At 47.4% G+C, this 19,291-nt stretch carries 17 protein-coding genes; all 17 read right to left on the bottom strand.

Annotated elements, in window-relative coordinates; translation table 11 throughout:
* Nucleotides 1-5: 5 nt before the first annotated feature.
* Nucleotides 6-3,896, bottom strand: coding sequence for a DNA-directed RNA polymerase subunit beta (gene rpoB / locus HMPREF9124_RS02960; protein ID WP_009428475.1), 3,891 nt, complete (start codon nucleotides 3,894-3,896; stop codon nucleotides 6-8).
* Between the two features lie 311 nt (nucleotides 3,897-4,207).
* Entirely contained in the window at nucleotides 4,208-4,729 is a 522-nt protein-coding gene (locus HMPREF9124_RS02955) for a hypothetical protein (protein ID WP_009427933.1), read from the bottom strand.
* A gap of 60 nt (nucleotides 4,730-4,789) precedes the next feature.
* Complete coding sequence (locus tag HMPREF9124_RS02950; RefSeq protein WP_009429504.1) at nucleotides 4,790-5,206, bottom strand: DUF1934 domain-containing protein; 417 nt, start codon at nucleotides 5,204-5,206, stop codon at nucleotides 4,790-4,792.
* Nucleotides 5,207-5,434: 228 nt separating this feature from the next.
* Entirely contained in the window at nucleotides 5,435-6,511 is a 1,077-nt protein-coding gene (locus tag HMPREF9124_RS02945) for a D-alanine--D-alanine ligase family protein (RefSeq protein WP_009428036.1), read from the bottom strand.
* Nucleotides 6,512-6,537: 26 nt separating this feature from the next.
* Nucleotides 6,538-6,816 (bottom strand): preprotein translocase subunit YajC, encoded by a 279-nt coding sequence (gene yajC / locus HMPREF9124_RS02940; protein ID WP_009429889.1) that lies wholly within the window; start codon nucleotides 6,814-6,816, stop codon nucleotides 6,538-6,540.
* A gap of 104 nt (nucleotides 6,817-6,920) precedes the next feature.
* Nucleotides 6,921-8,108 (bottom strand): tRNA guanosine(34) transglycosylase Tgt, encoded by a 1,188-nt coding sequence (gene tgt, locus HMPREF9124_RS02935; RefSeq protein ID WP_009428820.1) that lies wholly within the window; start codon nucleotides 8,106-8,108, stop codon nucleotides 6,921-6,923.
* An 82-nt stretch (nucleotides 8,109-8,190) separates the two neighbouring features.
* On the bottom strand, nucleotides 8,191-10,344 hold the full coding sequence (locus tag HMPREF9124_RS02930) for a protein translocase subunit SecDF (RefSeq protein WP_009428096.1): 2,154 nt from the start codon (nucleotides 10,342-10,344) through the stop codon (nucleotides 8,191-8,193).
* Between the two features lie 197 nt (nucleotides 10,345-10,541).
* Nucleotides 10,542-11,036 carry a MarR family transcriptional regulator gene (locus HMPREF9124_RS02925; protein ID WP_009429481.1) on the bottom strand — a complete coding sequence of 165 codons (495 nt, stop codon included), beginning with the start codon at nucleotides 11,034-11,036 and terminating at the stop codon, nucleotides 10,542-10,544.
* A gap of 266 nt (nucleotides 11,037-11,302) precedes the next feature.
* Entirely contained in the window at nucleotides 11,303-11,731 is a 429-nt protein-coding gene (gene fabZ / locus HMPREF9124_RS02920) for a 3-hydroxyacyl-ACP dehydratase FabZ (RefSeq protein ID WP_009429662.1), read from the bottom strand.
* Nucleotides 11,732-11,979: 248 nt separating this feature from the next.
* Entirely contained in the window at nucleotides 11,980-13,209 is a 1,230-nt protein-coding gene (gene fabF, locus HMPREF9124_RS02915; RefSeq protein WP_009429171.1) for a beta-ketoacyl-ACP synthase II, read from the bottom strand.
* A 15-nt stretch (nucleotides 13,210-13,224) separates the two neighbouring features.
* Entirely contained in the window at nucleotides 13,225-13,968 is a 744-nt protein-coding gene (gene fabG, locus HMPREF9124_RS02910; RefSeq protein ID WP_009428613.1) for a 3-oxoacyl-[acyl-carrier-protein] reductase, read from the bottom strand.
* Entirely contained in the window at nucleotides 13,947-14,888 is a 942-nt protein-coding gene (fabD, locus tag HMPREF9124_RS02905) for an ACP S-malonyltransferase (RefSeq protein ID WP_009428231.1), read from the bottom strand. The genes fabG and fabD overlap by 22 nt, the downstream gene beginning before the upstream one ends.
* A 212-nt stretch (nucleotides 14,889-15,100) precedes the next feature.
* Nucleotides 15,101-16,009 carry a nitronate monooxygenase gene (locus HMPREF9124_RS02900; protein WP_009429304.1) on the bottom strand — a complete coding sequence of 303 codons (909 nt, stop codon included), beginning with the start codon at nucleotides 16,007-16,009 and terminating at the stop codon, nucleotides 15,101-15,103.
* A gap of 65 nt (nucleotides 16,010-16,074) precedes the next feature.
* Nucleotides 16,075-17,112 carry a 3-oxoacyl-ACP synthase III family protein gene (locus tag HMPREF9124_RS02895; RefSeq protein WP_009428753.1) on the bottom strand — a complete coding sequence of 346 codons (1,038 nt, stop codon included), beginning with the start codon at nucleotides 17,110-17,112 and terminating at the stop codon, nucleotides 16,075-16,077.
* Nucleotides 17,113-17,210: 98 nt separating this feature from the next.
* Entirely contained in the window at nucleotides 17,211-18,023 is an 813-nt protein-coding gene (locus HMPREF9124_RS02890; RefSeq protein ID WP_009537424.1) for an acetyl-CoA carboxylase carboxyltransferase subunit alpha, read from the bottom strand.
* A 55-nt stretch (nucleotides 18,024-18,078) separates the two neighbouring features.
* On the bottom strand, nucleotides 18,079-18,951 hold the full coding sequence (gene accD / locus HMPREF9124_RS02885; RefSeq protein ID WP_009429479.1) for an acetyl-CoA carboxylase, carboxyltransferase subunit beta: 873 nt from the start codon (nucleotides 18,949-18,951) through the stop codon (nucleotides 18,079-18,081).
* 55 nt (nucleotides 18,952-19,006) lie between these two features.
* Nucleotides 19,007-19,237 carry an acyl carrier protein gene (locus HMPREF9124_RS02880; RefSeq protein WP_009429899.1) on the bottom strand — a complete coding sequence of 77 codons (231 nt, stop codon included), beginning with the start codon at nucleotides 19,235-19,237 and terminating at the stop codon, nucleotides 19,007-19,009.
* Between the last annotated feature and the right edge of the window lie 54 nt (nucleotides 19,238-19,291).

Here is a 19,291-nt window from a genome sequence, read left to right as displayed (position 1 = left end):
CTCCTCTACTCGTCCTCATCATCTGCTAAGCCGGAAGTGATGCTTTCGAAAAATTCCTCCGCTTCCGCATCGGAAAGTTCCTCTTCATCCTCATTTTCCTCATCGCTATCTACCAGTTCTCCGTCCTTGAACTCCTGCTTAGTGTAGCCGTATGCACCAAAGTTTTCCTGCTTCTCCGTGCGATAATCGCCACCGGACAGGAGTCTGTGCATATCCTGATTTGCGTCGTAGAGATCTTCCGTAATCTCTACTACGTTCTGCTCTTCGTCCAAAACCTGCATATCCAGGCAAAGAGCCTGCATTTCCTTAAGAAGCACCTTGAAGGACTCCGGTACTCCGGGCGCAGGGATATTCTGTCCCTTGATAATGGCCTCATAAGTCTTTACACGTCCTGCAACGTCATCGGACTTCATGGTCAAAATCTCTTGTAAGGTGTAGGCGGCACCGTATGCTTCCAGTGCCCAAACCTCCATTTCTCCGAAACGCTGTCCGCCGAACTGTGCCTTACCGCCAAGAGGCTGCTGGGTAACGAGAGAGTACGGACCGGTAGATCTGGCGTGAATCTTATCATCAACCAGGTGGTGAAGTTTTAAGTAATGCATGAAGCCGATAGAAGTCGGACCGTCAAATTTCTCCCCGGTTCTACCGTCACGAAGCTGTACCTTACCGTCAATGCCGATGGGTACACCCTCCCACTCTTTTCTATGTTCAAGATGAGCACCGAGATATTCATATACCTCCGGCTCAAGTTCTTCTTTATGTTTTTCCGAGAACTCTTCCCAGCTTAAGTTAACATAGTCATTGGCCAGAAGAAGAGTTTGCTGAATATCCACCTCGGTTGCGCCGTCGAAAATCGGAGTCGATACGTCGATACCGAGAGCCTTAGCCGCAAGAGAAAGGTGTAATTCGAGCACCTGTCCGATGTTCATACGGGAAGGTACGCCGAGAGGGTTCAGTACGATATCCAGCGGACGACCGTTCGGAAGATAAGGCATATCCTCGACCGGAAGCACGCGGGAAACGACACCCTTGTTCCCGTGACGACCTGCCATCTTGTCTCCTACACCGATTTTACGCTTCTGCGCGATGTAGACGCGAACAGATTGAGATACTCCGGGCGCAAGTTCATCGGAATTCTCTCTGGTAAATACCATGGTATTGATAACCGTACCGTAAGCACCGTGCGGCACCTTTAAAGAAGTGTCTCTTACTTCTCTTGCCTTTTCTCCGAAAATGGCTCGGAGCAAACGCTCTTCCGCGGTAAGCTCCGTCTCTCCCTTAGGGGTTACGCGGCCTACCAGAATATCCCCGGCTCTTACTTCCGCACCGATACGGATAATTCCTCTTTCGTCCAGGTTCTTTAAAGCATCATCTCCCACACCCGGAACGTCGGAAGTAATTTCTTCCGGCCCGAGTTTGGTATCTCTGGCTTCCAATTCATATTCTTCAATATGCACGGAAGTATAAACATCGTTCTGCACCAGTCTCTCGGAAAGGAGAACGGCATCCTCGTAGTTGTAACCCTCCCAAGTCATAAATCCGATCAGCGGATTCTTTCCTAAGGCAATCTCTCCATTCTTTGTGGACGGACCGTCGGCAATGACATCGCCCGCTTCCACATGGTCATGTGTGTCCACTATCGGTTTCTGATTGTAACAGTTACTGGGGTTACTACGTACAAACTTCATCAGCTTATACTCGTCATATCCGCCGTCCTTGTCCCTCTTAATCACAATCTTCGAAGAGGAAGAAAGGGTAACCGTTCCGCTGTTTTTCGCTACCACACAGGCACCGGAGTCAACGGCGGCCTTATTGGACATACCGGTATCCACCACAGCGGACTCCGTGGTCAGAAGCGGTACCGCCTGACGCTGCATGTTGGATCCCATGAGGGCACGGTTTGCGTCGTCGTTCTGTAAGAAAGGAATCATGGATGTTGCCACGGAGAAAACCATCTTCGGGGATACGTCCATCAAATCGATGCTGGCTTTCGGGAAGGCGGAGGTCTGGTCTCTGTATCTTCCGGAAACGTTGTCATGCTTAAAATGTCCCTCTTCATCCAAGGGCTCGTTCGCCTGGGCCACGATAAAGTTATCCTCTTCATCTGCAGCAAGGTAAACGACTTCATCGGTAACGATCGGATTCGTCTTGTCCGTCTTATCCACTACGCGATAGGGCGCCTCAATCAAACCGTACTCATTGATTCTCGCATAGGATGCCAAGGAGTTAATGAGTCCGATGTTCGGTCCTTCAGGCGTCTCGATGGGGCACATTCTACCATAGTGAGTATAGTGTACGTCTCGCACCTCAAATCCTGCACGGTCTCTGGAAAGACCGCCCGGGCCGAGTGCGGAAAGTCTTCTCTTATGCGTAAGCTCGGATAAGGGGTTGTTCTGGTCCATGAACTGAGACAGCTGGGAAGAACCGAAGAACTCCTTCACCGCTGCTGTAACAGGCTTAATATTAATCAGAGACTGGGGTGTAATCTCATCTATATCCTGTGTGGACATTCTCTCTCGAACCACTCTTTCCATACGGGAAAGACCGATACGATACTGGTTCTGTAAGAGTTCTCCGACAGCACGAATACGACGATTTCCGAGGTGGTCAATGTCGTCGGCCGTTCCGATTTCCTCATCAATGTTTAAAGCGTAGTTAATCGAGGTGAAAATATCTTCCTTGGTAATATGCTTTGGAATAAGGGCATGAATATTCTTGCGAATCGCCTCTTCCAGAGCGGCATTGCCCTTGCCTTCGCACTCTTCCAGAATCTGCTTTAAAGCCGGATAGTAAACCAATTCATTTACGCCCAGCTCCTCCGCATTGATCTCTTCCGGAATCCAGTTCTTGATGTCTACCTGCATGGAAGAAAGAACCTTCTCCGTACGGGTCGGTCCATCAATCAACACATAGGGCACCGCTGCATTCTGCAAGCTGACAGCCAGTTCTTTGCTAACCATGGTTCCGGCTTCAGCCAAAAGCTCTCCGGTCTCCGTGGAGTAAACAGCCTCTGCAAGGGTATGTCCCTTAATTCTGTTCTTAAAGTGAAGCTTCTTGTTAAACTTGTATCGTCCTACCTTTGCAAGGTCATACCGTCTCGGGTCAAAGAACATAGAGTTCAAGAGAGACTGCGCGGAATCTACGGAAAGAGGTTCGCCCGGTCTAATCTTCTTATATAACTCTAATAAGCCTTCCTGATAATTCTCGGAAGGATCCTTCTCAATCGAGGCCTGCAACTTCGGATCATCTCCGAAAAGGTCTAAAATTTCCTTATTTGAACCTACGCCGAGTGCACGGATAAACACGGTTACCGGAACCTTTCTCGTTCTGTCCACGCGAACAAAGAAAATGTCATTGGAATCCGTTTCATATTCAATCCAGGCGCCACGATTCGGAATCACGGTACAACTGTACAGTTCCTTACCCACCTTGTCGTGGTCGATGCCATAATAAATTCCGGGGGAACGCACCAACTGGGAAACGATTACACGCTCTGCACCGTTGATTACGAAAGAACCGTTCTCCGTCATCAGCGGGAGATCTCCCATGTAAATCTCATGCTCGTTGATTTCTTCTTTGTCTTTATTAAAAAGGCGAACTTTTACCTTAAGCGGGGCTGCATAGGTTGCATCCCTCTCCTTACACTCTTCAATACTGTACTTTGCTTCATTTTTCACCAGCTTAAAGTCCACAAACTCCAAGCTTAAATGACCGGCAAAGTCCTGAATGGGGGAAATATCATCAAAGGCCTCCCTCAAGCCTTCATGCAAAAACCACTCATAGGAATCCTTTTGGATTTCAATGAGGTTTGGCATTTCCAGAACTTCTTTACTGCGCGAGAAAGTCATTCTGAGATTCTTTCCGGTTCGCACCGGATGCATTTTGCTTTTTTTCATCGACCGTTCACCCCTAATGTCCGAGACAGACTCGTCTCTTTGCTGAGAATTCACAATAAAAAGCACCCCACAGAGGAAGAATCCAGTTGTATCTTCAAAGCACTTTGTTGGGTTCCTTTTTTTGCAAAAAATTGACGATTCCTTTACTTTGTTTTGGCAAAATATTTCCGGAGTGCGGAAAAAGGGCATAGTTCGCCCTCACCCTGCCAAATAAGCAAACTTCATACTATCATTTTCGCCTTATCCTTGTCAAGGCAAAGTCTTGTAAAAAGTCTACTTTTGATTCTTAAATTAATGAACTGTATAAAAACTTATTTCTTCTTTTTCCCCTGCTCCGTCTTCGCTTCCTTCACCGCATTTTCCGCCTTACCGCGAAGCTTGGCCAGAAAACCTTTTTTCTTTGGCTGCTCGGGAATGGTTCCTCCTCGAACCGACTTGACGGAACGAATGTAAATACCCGAAACCGCAACCTTTACTTCCTTTTTCAGAGGCAAAATTTCATAAACGGAAGGGTCCGCCATTAAGGTCAAAACCTTCGGTCCCACCTTTGCCTTCACCACGGGAAGCTTCGTCAAACGGGCATAAATCGGCATCTGCTTCTCCACCTGTTCAGGGAGACCGGCTGCTACCGCCTCTTTTACGCCGAGCTTCTTTTTATCGATAATCAGCATGGAAACTTCCATCGTATTGGCTTCCAGCATCGGTTGTTGCATTGCCTGCTTCTCCTGCAATCGCCTTCCCAAAATATAAAGAATAACCAGAATGGCTAAAAGAATAATCAGCACCGCAAAAAGAATAGAAAATACTGTTTGAACCGATATGGCAAGCAACATAAAAACGACCTCTTCTTTCAAAATATTTAAGTATATCAAAGATGAAATAACGGAATTATTTTACCCTTTCAAAGGTAAAATTGCAATGGAGAGTTCCGTCTCCGCGACCAATTGCTCAAACTGATACAGTAAATAAGACAATAAAATCTCCGCCCTTCCGGCACGGAAGTCTTCATACAGAAATTCTACGGAGCGGGTGGCAAAGGATAACGGCAAAGTACCCAGTTCCGTCTCATAATCCACCGACCATTTTACACCGGCAATATATTCCACTCTCTGCCTGTCTTTCCAGTTCCGCATCATCACCACTCGTTTTTCTTTGGGAAAAAGTTCCAGAGAATGGTGTACATTTTCCTGAAAATAGCTGAGCATAAAGCTGTCTCCTCTGGAGAGCAGGACACCTTGTAAACTGACAGAGAACCGATCCTCTTCTCCGTCCATTTTTTGCTTTGTTGTTAGCTGAACCTGAACCTTCATTTGCCTCCCTAAAATCTTTGCCACAAAAAAGAACTCTGCGTGCATCACAGAGTCCCTAGGAGATAGAAATCAAACATTTTGTCGAATCGATTATGCTCTTAGTATAGCAGGTCTTTTCAAAAATGTTTAAAGTCTACAGAAATAATTATTTATGAAATTCTTAAGGTCTCCGCAAGAAGCTCCGCACACAAATTTCAGACTGCCTTTTTCCTCGCATGGTTTCCCGGCTTATGACGGCCTGTTTTCCGCACTTGCTATGAGCTTCTCCACCAACTCCTCAATATTCCAGCCTGCCTTCTCAAAAAGCATGGGATACATGGAAATGGAAGTGAAGCCAGGCAGAGTGTTAATTTCATTAAATACAATTTCCTCACCGGTAAAGAAAAAATCAACTCTGGATAAAGAAAATCCGTCCACCGCCAGGAAGATGGATTTAGCCGCCTTCTGTATTTTTTCTTCCACGTCGGACGGAAGATCCGGATTCAACTCCGTTTTGGAATCGGGGTTGTTGTACTTGGCATCATAGTCATAAAACTCTGCTGCCGCCTTAATCTCCCCTACAGAAGATGCCACAACTTCTCCCGGTACACCGGAGAAGACAGCACACTCGAGTTCTCTCCCCTTTATAAATTCCTCAATCAAAACCCGTCTGTCTACTTGAAGCGCTTTTTCCACCGCAAGAGGCAGGGCTTCCTGATTTTCCACCTTGCTTACGCCGCAGGAGGACCCGGCATTGGAGGGTTTCACAAAGACCGGAAAATGCAGTTCTTCTTCCACTTCTCTACAGATTTCCGCTCTTCTCTTTTCCTTTTTCCACTCGGAATGACTGAGCGCAATGTATTTTGCCTGTCGAACCCCCTGTCTTTCCAGAACCTTTTCTACTGCAAGCTTTGTGGAAATCTTGTCCATGGAAATCGCGGAAGACAAAACACCGCAGCCCACATAAGGAATCTCCGCCAACTCCAAGAGCCCCTGTACCGTACCGTCTTCTCCGCCTTTCCCATGCAGAACCGGGAAAACAAGATCCGCCTTTTCCATGCGACAGCTGCCGTCTTCCTCAAAAAACACAATCGACTTCAGTCCCGCATCCGGAAGAAGCATGGCTCTACGCTTATCCTCTCTCCAGCTTCCATCTTCAATCTTTCCCGTATTTTCCACCGGAATCCACTCTCCGGCCTTTGTGATTCCCAAGAGAATCGGACGATATTTCTCTCGATTGACTGCCTTTAGCACCGTCAGTACGGAGCGGCAGGAAACCTCATGTTCGGTGGACTGCCCGCCGAAAAGCAAGACTATATTCTTCATTTCATTCCTCTTTTTTCCGGAAAACCTTACTTTGCCTTTTCAATCTGCACAATAGCAGACTTTTGCATCGGGATACGGCAGTTCTTATTTCCGCCGAACTCTACAATCACGGTATCATCGGTTAAATCGATTACCACACCATAAAAACCGGAAGTGGTTAAAACCGTATCTCCAACAGCCAGACTGTTCAGCATCTCCTGTTGCTTCTTTCTTTCCTTCTGCTGCGGACGAACTCCCATAAAATAGAAGATGCCTACAATTACCACGATATACGCCACTGTTCCCCATACACCAATGTTTCCCATATCATTCTCCTTTTGTCCTTTACAATTCTGTCCTTCATTTTGCTACTTATATCGAAAAAAGCAAGGCTTTTATCCATACGAAATTTTGATTCGCAATCTCCGCTTTAAGAATTCTGAATCTTTAACTTATAAAGCGCATCCGTCTTCCAGGCTTCCCACCTTCCTTCCCGAATCGCAAAACGCATCTCTCGCATCAAACGATTGTAATAAGAAAGGTTGTGAAGGACACAAAGACGCATGCCAAGCATCTCTTTTGCCTTTAAGAGGTGTCGTATATAGGCTCTGGAATAGCCCCCCGTGTAGCTTCCGTCTTCCAGGCGAATCCCCTTGCAAGCCGGACAGTCACAGCCCTCCTCTATCGGGCGAAAATCTTTCTCATACGCCAAATTCCAAAGGTTCAGCTTTCCATAGGCATGATAGACATGCCCATGCCTTCCGTTTCGACTCGGAAATACGCAGTCAAAAAAGTCTATTCCGCGGTCTACCGCCATGACCATGTTTTCCGGCGTACCGACCCCCATAAGGTAAGTCGGTTTTTCTTTCGGAAGGAAGGGCACTACATCCTCCAGAATCCGGTACATATCTTCATGACTCTCTCCCACCGCAAGACCCCCTACAGCATAGCCCGGAAGATCCAGCTCGGAAATCTGCTTGGCATGATTGATTCGTACATCCGAAAGAATTCCCCCCTGGTTGATGCCGAAAAGAAGCTGATTTTTGTTAATCGTGCTCTCCTCTTCATTGAGCTCTTCCATCTTTTTCTTACAACGAAGAAGCCAGCGTGTCGTCCTCTCTACGGAGGGTTCAATATACTGCCTGTCCGCGAGTGCAGGAGGACACTCATCGAAGGCCATGGCAATGGTGGATGCCAAGTTGGATTGAATCTCCATGGACTCCTCCGGTCCCATGAAAATCTTTCGTCCGTCGATGTGGGAGCGGAATTCCACTCCCTCTTCCCGAATCTTTCGTCCGGTCTTTGCTAAACTGTATACCTGAAAACCGCCGGAATCGGTGAGAATCGGCTTATCCCAATTCATCAGCCTGTGGAGTCCGCCAAGCTCCTTGATTACCTTATCTCCGGTCCTTACGTGAAGATGATAGGTGTTGGAAAGCTCCACCTGCGTTCCGATAAGCCGAAGATCGTCCGTAGACACTCCGCCCTTGATGGCGGCCACCGTACCCACATTCATAAAGACCGGTGTCTCAATCACGCCGTGCACTGTTTCCATATGAGCAGACTTGGCTCTGCCACACTGCCCTACTATTTCATATTTCATTTTGACAGCAGCCATATCCACTCCTTACTTCATAGTGAACTTTACTCTACATCCATTTCTCTATGATTTCTCATGTTATTTACAGTTCCGGCCGTTCTTATTTCTTGCTCTTCTCCGCTTGCGCTTTTTCCTTATTCTTCTTGGAAAGGCTTACAAAATCATACCAAAGCGGCCCGGCTATGCATACGGAAGACCAGGCACCGGAAACAATACCCACCATAAGCGGCATGGAGAAGTCACGAATAGAGCTTACTCCGAAGAGGAAAAGACAGAATACCGTGATAAAAGTCGTAATTGAAGTATTAATGGAACGGGTCAGTGTATTGGAGATTGCCTCATTTACCGCAAACTCCAAGCCCTTCTTCTTCACCTCGCCCTTCTGGATATTTTCACGAATACGGTCAAATACAACGATGGTCGCGTTGATGGAATATCCGACAATCGTCAGGATACATGCAATAAAGTTGGATCCTACCGCCCAGCGGAATGCCGCATAGAAAGTAACTGTCACAAGCACATCGTGAGCGAGAGCCAGTACGGAAGAGGATGCAAACTTGATATCCCGGAAACGAACCCAGATATAAATCAGCATACAGAAGATGGCAATCGTGAGTGCCCAAACGGCATCCGTCTTCATTTCCTTGGAAACGGCACCGGAGATATTTTCCGTAACAATCTTATCCTCGGAGATGGAGAACTTCTCTTGAATGCTGTTGTAGAGCTTTGCTCTCTCTTCCGTCGACATGGTTCTGGTTTTAATGATAACCTCGTTGGTTCCCGCAACCTTCGCAGCCTGTGCGGAAGCGTCCCCGCCGGTTGCTTCCCTAAAGAGCGGAATAACCTGCTGATCCACTTCCTCCATACTTAAATCTTTATCAAAGGTAATCGTTGTGGAAGAACCGCCTTTAAAGTCAAGGTCATAGTTAAAAATATAACCCGTGTTTTTCTTATTCATCCAGAGCATGGCAAAGCCGGCAACAATCACTACCGCAGAAACAAGGTAGGCAATCTTACGGAACTTGATAAAGTCGATAATCTTGGTATCTTTCTTGATTCCGTAAAGAGCCGGATTTTCCGCCCCCATGGCAAGGAAGGCATTTAAGAGTGCTCTTGTCACAAACAGTGCCGTGATTAAAGAAACCACGATACCGATTGCCAAGGTGCTTGCAAAGCTCTTTACCGTTCCGGAACCGCGGAGATAAAGCACTGCCGCCGCAATAAGAGTCGTGATGTTTCCGTCCAAAATAGCGGAAAGTGCCTTCTCAAAGCCGGCCTTAATCGCCTTCTCTACAGAGTTCCCCTGCCCCAGTTCTTCTTTAATTCTGGTGAAAATAATGACGTTCGCATCCACCGCCATACCGATGGAAAGAATAACGCCGGCGATACCGGGAAGTGTGAGCGTCACTTCAAAAGCCTGCAGTAGCACCATTTCAAGCCCTACATACAGCACCAAGGCAATGGAAGAAGCAAGACCCGGCAGACGATAGACAAGCAGCATAAAAAGAATCACAAGGGCGATACCGATGGCAGCCGCCTTTAAGGAGCTCGCAATCGCTTCCACACCGAGGGTTGCGCCGATTACATTGGAACGAAGCTCGGTCAGCTTTACCGGAAGAGCACCGATACGAATGGTGGAAGCAATTTTGTTTGCCTCATCATAGGACTCAATCGGGCTGATGGACGCCTGGCCGCCGCTGATTGCCTCCTTTACATTCGGAGAAGAAATCACTTCATTATTATAGATAATGTAAATTCGCTTCCCTACATTGTTCTTGGTCGCTTCCTCAAATTTCTTCGCTCCCGCCTCATTGAAGACAAGCTCAATCACATATTCCTTATTATTGTTCTGATTTGTCATTCCCGCCGAAGCCGTTTTTACATCGTCTCCGGTAAGAAGCACATTTCCGTTCTCATCCGCAAACTCGAGTGTTCCGGGCTCTCCGAGCTCTTCCAGAATGGCATTGGCATCCGTAGCACCGGGAATATCGATATTGATTCGATTATCTCCCTCTTTATACACCTGTGCCTCATCCGAATAGCTCTGCGCCTTCATCTGCAGCTTATACACCGTGTCACTCATCTGCTCCGCAGTGGGGTTCTCGTCCACAGTCTGGTAGGTGATGGAAACACCTCCGTTTAAGTCCAGACCGAGCTTGATATTGTTTGCGTTCATATAGCCCAGAACGCAAAATGCCGCGGTCAGGATAAGGACTCCCAACAACTGTAATGTAGCCTTAAATTTCTTGTTCATTTCATACTTCCTTTGCAAAAGATTTTGCCTTGTTTCCTAAGGCATATACTGCCTTATATTAGCACAGATAAAAGTCTCTGTGCAAGAAAAAAAGCACCTGCATACAGGCGCTCTCTTTCGGAACAAGATATCACGGCTTGCTCCTTCAAAAAATAAGGGAAGAATCCACTTTCTACCATATTTAAGAGAGAAGAGGCTTATTTCTCTTCCGTGCCGATGCTGACATGGTTCTCGGCTCCCTCTTTGGTAAACTTCATGACATTTAACTCGGGCATGAGCTCTGTCGTGATGATTCTGACCATTTCTTCCAGCTTATCCATTTCTTCCGGAGTGAAACGCTTCTTACAGCGTTCCTCTACCTTCTTCACATAGCGATAGGATACATCGTAATACTCCCAAAATTTTCTGGTCGGGCGAAGGTGGAACTCGCGATGATCGTTTTCATCCTGAATCTTTTCAATGTAGCCTTTTTGTACCAAGGCATTGACCTTGTACGCCGCATTCGGTGCGGAAATGCCCATCATAATGGCAAATTCCTGTACTGTCGGTTCACCGAGAGCCTTGATGCACTCTACGCTGTAGCTTTCCACAGTCGTAAGGCTTGCCTCTCTCTTTTCAAACTTGGCGAAGACCTGCATGTAGAAATAAATTCTAAATTTGTTATACAGATCCTGAATCGCATCTCTTAACATAACCGTCTCTCTTCTCGAAATAAAAATTCGTCTCCTTGCTTTTTCTTAAAATGGAAAAAGCGGAATAATGTTGCTGTTAAATTTTAACAGAAATGTTTTGGGATTCCAAGAGAGAATTTACACTTTTTATATAAATTTTTATGAAATATTTCAGCTTTATCGTTTTTTAGTCCTTTTTCATCGTCAATTTTGTATAGTACGATTTTATTTTTAGGATATAAAATTTTAAAAGATTCAGCTTATTGAACTTTATACATTTTCCCTAATTACTGAATTGCAAAGCTGAGTTCCGCCTTCACCGCGATTTTTCCGTTTACCTTCGCTTCCGCTTCTCCAATTCCGACCGGTCCCTTCCTATTGGTCAGTCGGCAGCATAACTCAAGGACATCTCCCGGCCTAACCGGAGTCTTGAATTTACAATTTTTAATTCCTCCAAACAGCGCAATCTTTCCTTTATATTCCGGAAGAGAAAGAAGGGCGATTGCCCCAGTCTGTGCCAAGGCTTCCACAATGAGAACGCCCGGCATAACCTTATACTGCGGAAAATGCCCCTGAAAGAACGGCTCATTTGCCGTAACGCATTTCTTTGCCACAGCATACTCCCCGGGGTTATAGTCCTCCACACTGTCAATCAGCAAAAACGGATAACGGTGCGGGATAATCGCTTCGATTTCTTCGATATTCAACTTTGGCATGGTGAGTTCCTTTCATAAAGTATTTCTAAAGGAAACGCCCCCTAACCCTTCCGGCAAAAGACGCTCTCGCTCGGTTCCGGCCTAGCGGTACTAGATTCACACTTCGCTGCGCTTGTGTTCATCAAGTGCCGAGGCCTCCAAACGCTTTTGCCCGCAAGGGTATAGAGGGTCATTTCCTCTTATTCATAACGAGTATCGTGCACAAAGTGTGCGATATCTCGTTTACTCCTTTAGTAAAGTTTCCTTTGCTATTTCTTAAACACTAAACACGCGTTATGTCCGCCAAATCCAAGGGAGTTAGACATGGTATAGCGAAGCTCTTTTTCCCGCCCCTTATTCGGCACATAGTCCAGATCCAGCTCTTCGTCCTTTACCTGATAGTTCATTGTTCCCGGTACAAAACCGTCACGAAGGGCAAGGACGGAGAAAATCGCTTCCACTGCTCCTGCTGCACCAAGCAAGTGCCCTGTCATGGACTTTGTGGAAGAAATGGGAACGGAATAGGCTCTTTCCTTAAAGACATGCTTTACCGCCGCTGTTTCTCCAAGGTCATTTAAATGGGTAGAAGTGCCGTGTGCATTGATGTAATCGATTTCGGTAGCTGTTACACCTGCATCTTTTAACGCAAGCTCCATGCAGGCTGCCGCACCCTCTCCTCCGGGGGCCGGAGAAGTGATGTGGTAGGCATCGCAGTTTGCTCCGTATCCTACGATTTCGGCATACATCTTAGCCCCTCTCTTTAAGGCATGCTCCCTTTCCTCTAAGATGAGGATTCCCGCTCCCTCTCCCATGACAAAACCGGAGCGTTCCTTATCGAAGGGAATCGATGCGCGGCTTACTTCCGTCGCCGGAGAAAGAGCCTTCATCGTTGCAAATCCTCCGATTCCGAGCTCGGAAATGGCCGCCTCTGTTCCTCCGCAAAGCATGGCAGTCTCATAGCCGTCCCGGATACGGTGGAAGGCATCGCCTATCGCATTTGATCCGCCGGCACAGGCCGTGACCGGACAGATGCAAAGTCCTTTTAAATGGTGCCGAATGGCAATCTCTCCTGCCGCCATATTGGAAATGGACATCGGAATAAAGAAGGGACTTACTCTTTCAAAGCCTTTCTGCTCACCCTTGGTATGCTCTTCCTCTATAGTCTTTAATCCGCCGATTCCGCTGGAAACAATCACGCCCATTTCCTCCGGAGGAAGGCTTCCGGAGATTCCGCTGTCCAGCATCGCCTCTTCCGCAGCAATCATGGCAAACTGCGTGAAGCGTGCCATATGCTTTAATTCTCTTTTCTCGAAGACCGTCTCCGGATGAAACTCCTTTACTTCTCCGGCAAGGTGCACGGAAAATGCACTGCTGTCAAAGGCAGTGATTTCTCCGATACCGACTTTTCCCTCGCGAATCCCCTTCCAGCTCTCTTCTACCGTATTTCCGGTGGGATTCACCGTTCCCACCCCGGTCACTACCACTCGTCTCTTTTCCATTTTTACTCCTATACGCTACATTCCCATACCGCCGTCAACCAGAAGGCTTTCGCCCGTAATATAGGAAGATTCTCTCCTGGCAAAAAAGGCAACTGCATTGGCTACGTCTTCCCCAAAGCCGAATTTTTTCATCGGAATGGAAGAAAGAAGCGCTTCCTTCACCGCATCCGGCAGAACTTCCGTCATTTTGGTATCAATAAAGCCGGGGCAAACGACATTGACCGTAATGTTTCTTCCGGCAAGCTCCTTCGCGAGAGACTTGGAAAAACCGATCAGTCCCGCCTTGGAGGCCGCATAGTTACACTGTCCGCTGTTTCCATGTAGGCCCACCACACTGGAAATCTGTACAATTCTTCCGTATCGCTTTTTAATCATATATTTGGACACCGCTTTGGAGAAAAGGAAGGCGCTCCGCAGATTGCTCTCCATTACGTTGTCAAAATCTTCCATCGTCATTTTCAAAAGAAGCTGATCCCTCGTCACTCCCGCATTGTTCACCAAGACTTCTATAGAAGAAAAATGAGCTAATGCTTTTTCTACAAGGGCATTGACTTCCTCTTCCTTTCGGATATCCGCAGAGAGAAGAAGTAATTCCGTTTCCGGATGCCTGGCTTTGATTTCCTTTTCAAGTTCCCCCGCCGCCTCTTTGTTCTTTCCGTAATGCAGAACAAGATTATAGCCTTCCTCCGCCATCTTTAGGGCAATGGCGGAACCGATTCCGCCGCTTGCACCGGTAATTAAACAAGTTTCTCTTTCCACAACGCCTCCACATCTTCTTTTGTTTCCAAGGAAACGACTCTATAGTCTTCGATTCCCTCTTCCTTTGCGACTTTTTTCAAGAATCCGGATACCGTCTTTCCCGGTCCGATTTCAATAAAGTCTCTTACGCCGAGTTCCAACAAACGCTTAAGGCTTTCTTCCATTCTTACAGGCTTTGCCACCTGCTCCCGAAGAAGCTCCGAAATCGAAGGGTCTCCCTCTTTTCTTTCCCTTCCCAGAACATTGTGAAGTACAGTGCACTTCGGCTCCTGCCACTTGATTTTATGAAAATACTCTGAGAGTGCCTCTCCCGCACTCTCCATAAACGGCGTATGAAAGGGACCGGAAACCTTTAAGGGAATCGCTTTCTTGGCTCCATTCTCCATGGCGAGCTTGGAAGCCTGCTCTACTGCAGACTTTTCTCCGCCGATAACAATCTGTCCCGGGCAGTTTAAATTACAAAGATAAACCTCTCCCCCCGCGGAAAGCACGATTTTCTGCAATTCCTCCTCGGAAAGTCCGAGAATGGCCGCCATGGAGGACTCAATGCCTTTCGACGCTTCTTCCATCTTCCTTCCGCGATATGCCACAAGCTCTACTGCGGTTTTAGCGGAAAATACCTCTGCCGCTTCCAGTGCGGAATACTCTCCAAGAGAAAGCCCGAGGCAGTAGTCCGGAAGGATTCCTTTTTCTCTAAGCAAGGCCGTCATTCCCGTCGCAAAGGCAACAAGTGCCGGCTGGGTGAAACGCGTTTCATTCAGCTTTTCCTCCGGGTCAATAAAAGAAAGCTGCTTCAAATCAAAGTCCAGCTCCGCCTCATCATAAGCTTTTCGAAAGGCAGGGAAGGCCTCATATAAGTCCTTTCCCATTCCCTTCACCTGTGCGCCCTGTCCGGCGTATAAGAATGCCAGTTTGCTCATTCTATTCCTTTCTGCTCGTAGAGCATATACACAATTTATTCCTATGCTGCCCCCCTCTACCCCTCTCTTTAAAAGACGCTCTCGCTCGGCTCCGGCCTAACGGTACTAAACTCATACTGCGCTTCGCTTGTATTCATTAAGTGCCGAGGCCTCCACACGCTTTTTCAGAGAGGCATAGAGGGGATACAGCAAATATAACCAATACAGCAAAATTAAGCTTCTATTTCGGAGCAGATATCGGCCAGAATCTCGGCAACCGTGCGGATCTTATCCACCTGTCCGCAGGTCTGTCCCGCCATGAGGGAACCTGTTTTTGTATCCCCCTCAAAGACTGCTCTTCTGAGGGAGCCCAAGGTGAACTTTTCGAGTTCCATCTTTTCCGCTCCGGCCTTCTCCTGCCGGAGGTACTCTCTACTCATCTGGTTCTTCAAAATCCGAACCGGTACACCGGCAATTCTTCCGGTCACCACCGTATCCGATCCCCTTGCTTTTAGAATGGCTTCCTTGTAATTTTCATGAATCGGGCACTCTTTCGCAGCAAGCAGTGCCGTTCCGATTTGCGCTCCTGCCGCCCCCAGTGCAAAAACCGCCTTAAGCTGTCTCTTATCCGCAACGCCTCCTGCTGCAATTACGGGAATCCGAACACTGTCTACCGTCTGCGGCACCAGGCACATTGTCGTCATTTCCCCGACATGGCCTCCGGACTCACAGCCCTCCGCAATCACGGCATCCGCTCCCTGCTTTTCCAGTCTTTCGGCAAGAATCGGTGCGGCGACAACCGGCATCACCTTGCATCCGGCACTCTTCAGTGCCTCCATGTAAATTCCCGGATTTCCCGCACCGGTTGTGACCACCGGAACTTTTTCTTCTATACAAATTTGAACCATCTTGTCCGTTTCCGGATTCATCAGCATAAGGTTTACACCAAAGGGCTTATCGGTTCTCTCCCGCAAAATCCGAATTTCTTTTCTGAGTTCTTCCGCCTCGCGGATTCCTCCGGTGCCGATGAGTCCTAAAGCACCGGCCTCGGAGCAGGCCGCCGCAAAACTACCTGTCGCAATATTGGCCATTCCACCCTGGATAATGGGATAACGAATCCCCAGCATCTCGTCTAATCGCATATCAAGCCCTTTCTTTGTGTATTCCCTACTTTGCTTCCGGCCTATTGTTTTTCTTCTTCTCTTCTTTACTTCTTCTCCGTATTTTTCCCGTAAACAATTTCTACCGCACCGAAAGTCAGTCCGGCGCCAAAGCCGATTAGGAGAAGCTTCTCCCCCTCTTTTAAAAGTCCCTGCTCTTCCATGTCTTTTAAAGCAATGGGAATGGAGGCTCCGGAAGTATTCCCGTAAAGCTCCATATCTTCAAAAAATTGTCCGGGCTCCGCCTTCAGATGGCGCACCACATTCCGGATAATGCGGGAATTTGCCTGATGACACACTACATGATCTATCTCCTCTAAGCGTTCTCCGGTTTTTTCCAAAATTCCCTCTATGCATTTCGGGATAATGTCTATTGCAAAGAGAAATACGGACTTTCCGTCCATCATGAGATGATCTATTTTCTCATGCTTTCCTTCCGTTGCACCCTGACCAAGCTTCTCCGGATTTTCCGTCCCGTCCTCATAAAAGCCGTCAAAGGCTCCGGTGTAACAAGCCGGTGCCACGATAGAGAAGTCTCCTCGAGAACCCAGGAAGGAAGCATAGTCTGTTTCACTTTCCTCCACCACGGCGGCACCTGCCCCGTCTCCGAAGAGCACGGAAGTCGTACGGTCCTCCATTTTCAAAAGACGGGAAAGCTGTTCCGTTCCAACCACCAATGCTCTTTTTTTCCGGGAGAAAGCCAGGAGTCCTCTTACCACTTCCAGTCCGTAAACAAAACCGCTACAAGCCGCATTGATATCCAAAACAATACAATCCTCCGCTGTCGCAAGTTCTTTTGCAAGAATGGCAGCCATACTCGGAGAACTGAAATCCGGTGACATGGATGCCACTAGAATTACCCCTAAGTCCGAGGCAGGTACGCCTGCCTCTTCCAATGCCTTCTTTCCGGCCTCTATTGCAAGTGTTCCCGCACTTTCCTCTTTTTCACAAAATCGCCGCTCATGGATACCCGTCCTGCTGAAAATCCATTCATCGCTGGTCTCCATGATTTTTGCCAAATCATCATTATGGACCCGCTTTCCGGGAAGTGCCGAGCCCAGCCCGATTATTTTTAATCCCTGCATCTTTCCGTGTTTCTCCTCACTCTATCCGTTTCTCTACCGAACTCGCCATAACAAGTAACGCAAGCTTTTATACAATACACATTCCGTATAAAGATAACTTAGATATTTCTGTATTTCTTAAGTCTATCCTCACGAATCTGTTCCGGGCTCATGGATTCATAAGCGGAAAGAATCTTTTCCAGCGCCTTCTCCACCTCTTTATATAAGGCAACCGGGTTCTCCTGTGCTCCTCCGGGTACTTCCGGAATAATCTCGTCACAGACTCCCGCTTCCTTTAAATCCTCTGCCGTGAGCTTCATAACCTTTGCCGCTTCTCCTGCCCTGGTGCTGTCTTTCCAGAGAATGGTCGCAAACCCCTCGGGGCTTAAAACGGAGTAAATCGCATTTTCCAGCATGAGAATTTTATTGGCTACTCCGATTGCCAGTGCACCGCCGGAATTTCCTTCTCCGCTGACTATGCTGATAACCGGCACATGAAGACTGCTCATAAAGGCAAGATTCTTTGCAATCGCCTCTCCCTGACCGTGTTCCTCCGCTTCCAGTCCGGGATAGGCTCCGGGAGTATCAATAAAAGTAATGATAGGGCGATGAAATTTTTCCGCCTGCTCCATCAGTCTCTTTGCCTTTCGATACCCTTCCGGACAGGGCATCCCGAAGTTGCAAGCGATGTTTTCTTCCATCCCCCTGCCTTTTTTGTGTCCCAGAACCGTCACCGGCCTTCCGTGAAAGCGGGCGATGCCGCCAAAGATGGAGCGGTCCTCATCATAAAGATGATCTCCTTTTTGCTCGAAGAAATCCGTGAAAACATTTTCCACGAAGTCTTCTATATGCGGTCTATTCGGATGGCGTGCCAAAAGAACCCTTTCTCCCGGCTCCAAGTCTCTAGTCTTATCCACTAATTCCTGACTCATTTTCTTCCTTTCTGCTTGCAAAAGGAGGGATTCCCCTCCGTAATGCCGTCCTTCTCTATTTCTGATGAAGAGAGAGAATCTGAATCAAGCTGTCTCTCATATTCTTTCGTTCTACAATGGCATCAATAAAGCCGTGTTGCTCCAGATACTCACTTCTTTGGAAGCCCTTCGGAAGCTTGCGATTGATGGTCTGTTCAATGACTCTCGGTCCCGCAAAACCGATGAGTGCCCCCGGCTCCGCAAGCGTAATATCCCCTAAAGTGGCAAAACTTGCCGTAACACCGCCTGTTGTCGGGTGTGTCAGAAAACTGATGAAGAGTCCTCCATGCTCCGAGAATAGCTCGATTGCGGCCGATGTCTTGGCCATCTGCATGAGACTGAAAATCCCCTCCTGCATTCTTGCTCCGCCGGAAGCGGAAAAAATAATAAGGGGACAATGCTCTCTGTCTGCAGTCTCTATTCCTCTTGTAATCTTCTCCCCTACCGCCTGAGACATGGACCCCATAAGAAATCGACTGTCCATTACAAGCGTAACCACGGGAATTCCCCCGATTTGTCCCTTGGAAGAGACCACCGCCTCTTTTAAACCGGTCTTTTTTTCCAGGTCCTTTACCTTCTCCCGATATTCCGGAAAGTCCAGGGGATCTTTTACCTCGATTTCTTTATCCAACTCTTGAAAAGTTCCGGCATCATAAAGAAGATTCAAGCGATAGTAAGCCCCTATGGGTCCATAGGTGCCACAGTGCGGGCAAACAAAGGCATGTTCCTCCCAGCGTACACGAAGTGCTCTTCTCCCGCACTTTTTACAAGCAATGAAGGCAGAAGGAATCTTAATGGGCGCAGTACTTCCCACTCTGTCGGAAAGCGCTTTTTGCTTTAAGTCCCTATCCTTCACCATATCCACTAAAGTTTTAATCGGTGATTGCATATTTCCTCCTGCAGTCCTTGCTAAAAACAATTGAAAAGACCCCGGTCTACTCTTTTTATTTCTTTAAACCGTTAATGTAATCCAAAATATCCTTTACGGTGTGAAGCTTCCCGATCTCGCCGTCCGGAATGGTTTCGGAAAGTTCATCCTCCAAAGCCATATGCAGCTCTACCAAAGAAAGAGAATCAATTTCCAGATCCTTCTCCATATCCGCATCCAAGGTGACTTTGTCCTCATCACATGCCAGGGTATCCACAATAATTTCTTTCAATCTCTCAAATTCCATTTTCATTCTCCTTCCCTTTGCTTCCTTTTTTTGCTTGAATATATAAATAATTTT

Origin of the sequence: Oribacterium sp. oral taxon 108 str. F0425, assembly GCF_000214455.1 — a bacterium.
GTDB lineage: Bacteria > Bacillota > Clostridia > Lachnospirales > Lachnospiraceae > Oribacterium > Oribacterium asaccharolyticum.
This window is presented reverse-complemented; position numbering and strand designations above follow the sequence as displayed.

Bases quoted from the DNA above. Each gene is read 5' to 3' on its own strand.
- HMPREF9124_RS02880 (WP_009429899.1), bottom strand. From the start codon at position 19,237: ATGGAATTTGAGAGATTGAAAGAAATTATTGTGGATACCCTGGCATGT.
- HMPREF9124_RS02900 (WP_009429304.1), bottom strand. From the start codon at position 16,009: ATGCGATTAGACGAGATGCTGGGGATTCGTTATCCCATTATCCAGGGT.
- fabZ (WP_009429662.1), bottom strand. From the start codon at position 11,731: ATGCCAAAGTTGAATATCGAAGAAATCGAAGCGATTATCCCGCACCGT.
- HMPREF9124_RS02890 (WP_009537424.1), bottom strand. From the start codon at position 18,023: ATGAGTCAGGAATTAGTGGATAAGACTAGAGACTTGGAGCCGGGAGAA.
- HMPREF9124_RS02930 (WP_009428096.1), bottom strand. From the start codon at position 10,344: ATGAACAAGAAATTTAAGGCTACATTACAGTTGTTGGGAGTCCTTATC.
- HMPREF9124_RS02955 (WP_009427933.1), bottom strand. From the start codon at position 4,729: ATGTTGCTTGCCATATCGGTTCAAACAGTATTTTCTATTCTTTTTGCG.
- HMPREF9124_RS02925 (WP_009429481.1), bottom strand. From the start codon at position 11,036: ATGTTAAGAGATGCGATTCAGGATCTGTATAACAAATTTAGAATTTAT.
- rpoB (WP_009428475.1), bottom strand. From the start codon at position 3,896: ATGAAAAAAAGCAAAATGCATCCGGTGCGAACCGGAAAGAATCTCAGA.
- accD (WP_009429479.1), bottom strand. From the start codon at position 18,951: ATGCAATCACCGATTAAAACTTTAGTGGATATGGTGAAGGATAGGGAC.
- fabF (WP_009429171.1), bottom strand. From the start codon at position 13,209: ATGGAAAAGAGACGAGTGGTAGTGACCGGGGTGGGAACGGTGAATCCC.
- HMPREF9124_RS02945 (WP_009428036.1), bottom strand. From the start codon at position 6,511: ATGAAGAATATAGTCTTGCTTTTCGGCGGGCAGTCCACCGAACATGAG.
- HMPREF9124_RS02950 (WP_009429504.1), bottom strand. From the start codon at position 5,206: ATGAAGGTTCAGGTTCAGCTAACAACAAAGCAAAAAATGGACGGAGAA.
- HMPREF9124_RS02895 (WP_009428753.1), bottom strand. From the start codon at position 17,112: ATGCAGGGATTAAAAATAATCGGGCTGGGCTCGGCACTTCCCGGAAAG.
- fabD (WP_009428231.1), bottom strand. From the start codon at position 14,888: ATGAGCAAACTGGCATTCTTATACGCCGGACAGGGCGCACAGGTGAAG.
- yajC (WP_009429889.1), bottom strand. From the start codon at position 6,816: ATGGGAAACATTGGTGTATGGGGAACAGTGGCGTATATCGTGGTAATT.
- tgt (WP_009428820.1), bottom strand. From the start codon at position 8,108: ATGGCTGCTGTCAAAATGAAATATGAAATAGTAGGGCAGTGTGGCAGA.